This window comes from Bartonella sp. CL70QHWL (assembly GCF_042194855.1).
Taxonomy (GTDB): domain Bacteria; phylum Pseudomonadota; class Alphaproteobacteria; order Rhizobiales; family Rhizobiaceae; genus Bartonella.
On sequence record NZ_JBHINJ010000055.1, the window covers coordinates 1 to 3,302 of the forward strand.

Consider the following 3,302-nt stretch of genomic DNA (forward strand, 5'->3'; position numbering starts at 1 on the left):
TCAGGATCAGTGGTAGCTGCTCCGTATCCGTTGCCATACATCGTTGTTAGAGCAACATCTGTGAGCTTAATATGTCCACCGCTTTTTGCAAGCAATGCCATGTTTGTTGCGGTTACAGTTCCACCCGCCATTGTGATAGTACCACTATTTTCTGTATTAAGTCCGATGAAAGCATTATTAATCGTTGTCTTTCCATCCAATTCAATCAAGCTGTCAGGATCAGTGGAAGCTGCCCCGTATCCGTTTCCGTCCATCGTTGTTAGAGCAACATCTGTGACCTTAATATGTCCACCGTTTGCTGCAAACAGTGCCATATTTGTTGCGGTTACAGTTCCACCCGCCATTGTGATAGTACCACTATTTTCTGTATAAAGTCCGATGAAAGCATTATTAATCGTTGTCTTTCCATGCAATTCAATCAAGCTGTTAGGATCGCTGGTAGCTGCACCATATCCGTTGCCATCCATTGTTGTTAGAGCAACATCTGTGACCTTAATATGTCCACCGCTTTTTGTAAGTACTGCCGCGCTTTTCCCAGTTACAGTTCCACCCGCCATTGCGATAGTACCACTATTTTCTGTATAAAGTCCGATGAGAGCATTATTAATTGTTGTTTTCCCATCCAATTCAATTAAGCTTTCAGGATCGGTGGAAGCTGCACCGTTTCCGTTTCCGTCCATCGTTGTTAGAGCAACATCTGTGACCTTAATATATCCACCGTTCATGGTAAACAATGCTGCACTTTTTGCAGTTACAGCTCCTCCCGTCATTATGATGACACCACTGTTTTCCGCATCAAGTCCATTTATAGCATTAGTAATCGTTGTCTCTCCATCCAATTCAATAAAGCTGTAAGGATCGGTGGAAGCTGCCCCGTATCCGTTTCCGTCCATCGTTGTTAGAGCAACATCTGTGACCTTAATATATCCACCTTTTTGTGCAAATAATGCTCTGTTTCCCGCAGTCACTGTCCCTCCCATCATTATGATGGTAGAGAATAAACCGTCTGTATAGAGTCCATCACCATTAGATGATGTAACTTGAACGCTGCCTTCTTTACTATTGGTTAAAGTAATGAAGCTGCCGTTCATTACGTATAGCCCTGTGTGTTCTCCATCAAATGCTCCTCCTAATATCGTTACTTGTGAACCATCTTCTGCCGATATGCTGGTGTCTGCTTGCGTAATGGTTACATTTTCTAAAGTGAGATGACTTCCGGCAAAGGCCGTTATTCCTGTGAATAAAAACTCTTCTTTTTCATTTTCTAATTCACTTTCCCATCCAGGGTCTAATTCATTGTCCGATGTTTTTACATTTTCTAGCTTGTCTTGATCACTTATGCTGGTATTTGCATAAGTAATGGTTACGTTTTCTAACTTGTTTTTATCGCTTTTACTCTCATTGAAGAACGCACCAGTTTCAAAAGCCGTAATGGTTCCTCCAGTCATTGTGATTGTGCTACCGTTTGTTGCATAAAGCCCAATTACAGCGTCATTAATTACCGTATTTCCGTGCAGTTCAATTGTGCTGTCAACATCATTAGCTATTGCACCGATTCCGGTGCCATCTTTTTTTAAAGTAACATCTGTGACGTCAATATGTCCGCCATTTTCTGCAAGTAATGCTGTATTTTCTCCAGTGACTGATCCTCCTATCATTGTGATTGTGGATTGTGCACCATTTGCATAGAGTCCGTCACCATGAGATGATGTAACTTGAACACTGCCTTTTTTATTATCGGCTAATTCACTATAGGTTAAAGTAATAGCGCTGCCTTCCGTAGCAGATATTCCTTTGAGTTCTCCATCAAATGCTCCTCCTAAAATCGTTACTTCAGAATGATCATTTGCAAATATACTGGTGTTTGCTTGCGTAACCGTTACGTTTTCTAAAGTAACTTTGCTTTTGTTGTCGGCATTTATTCCCTTGTCCATGAAGTGGTCATCTTTACCGCTTGATATTGTTACACCTTCCAGCTTGTTTTTATCATTCATACTGTTTTCGAAGAAAGCGCCAATTTCAGAAACCGTAATAATGCCTCCAGTCATTTTGATTGTAGCACCATCTTTTGCATTAAGACCGAGACGAATGTCAAAATCAGTTCCTTTAATGGCTGTGTCTTGCAGTAATGTAATCGCACTGCCAAGACCGTCAGCTGTTACAGCATAAATATCCGTGTCTTTATTCCCAACCACAGTTAAATGTGTGCCGGTGATTTCCCCGTTGTCTTTCGCATTAATAATCTCATACGTTGTGTTAGATACTTCTTTTTTCTCGCCGGAAACTTCAAGAGTTTCAGCATATACATTGAGATGGGTGTTTAATAGCATGACAGCTATGACAGCCGTGCAGGATAAAAGGGACTTTTTACACATCAAGATTTTCCTAAATTATAAGTAAATTATAAGTGCCACACACTCTTCCCCCGCTTATAAGAAGGATATCAAATGGATGGGTACTTTAGAGATGGAACGTGAATAGGCGATTTTTATTTTTATGTAAAGTATAAAATAAATCATACATTTAACATATAATGTATTATACTTAAATTCATTTAGTATTATATGAATACATTATGTTAATATTATATAAGTATTATAAGTTTTTCTATTCAAGATATGTGTTATGTTTGCATAAAACTTGTTTCTTATGCTTAAAGAAAAGGAGTAGGCAAGAAAATTAAAAAAAACTGTATGCTTGAGCTTGATAGGGATCTCTTTCAACATCATGAAACCAAAGATGGTACCATAGCTTTCATGTTTTTCTTTAACACGGTTACGATAAAATAGCGCTCATTGATTTTTCAATCGACGTTTAGTTTTTTTCAAGGGATATTTTTACTAGTTGAAAGCGCGATATTTTATTGTTTTGAGTTTTTTTAACTAATTTTCTTAAAGAGAAATGTTGGCGGTGTGTATTGGTAGAGAAGAATAGGGGGGAGATAAAAAGGCAGCATATTGTAGCTGCCTTTTTTGTTAATGCATAGAAAAGAAATACGCTGTTTTGACAGTTTTATTTTAAAACTGATAGCGTATGCCGCCTGAAAAGTTTGCACCACTTATACCAGTTTTCTGAAGCTTTTGTTGATAGCTGACATCACCATGAAGGGAGAAATTGTGAGACAGTTGCGCATTAATGCCAACGCCGCCTTCAATTGCAGGTCCTATAGGATCAAGGTCAAAATCTCTGCCAATCTGGATGGTACCATTATCACCAAAGGTTTTGATCAAGTTTACTTTTCCATAGAAAGACATCGGACGGTTGTTTTCAGTGGAAATGGTTTTTGTCAAACGTCCACCAAC

General features: G+C 38.8%; 1 protein-coding gene and 1 pseudogene. Both read right to left on the reverse strand.

What is annotated here, in order from left to right; all coding sequences use genetic code 11:
- Positions 1 to 2,375: pseudogene (locus ACFIJZ_RS09420) on the reverse strand (autotransporter outer membrane beta-barrel domain-containing protein); the annotation flags it as partial.
- Positions 2,376 to 3,017: 642 nt separating this feature from the next.
- On the reverse strand, positions 3,018 to 3,302 hold a 285-nt coding region (locus ACFIJZ_RS09425; RefSeq protein ID WP_375631877.1), incomplete at its 5' end, for an autotransporter outer membrane beta-barrel domain-containing protein.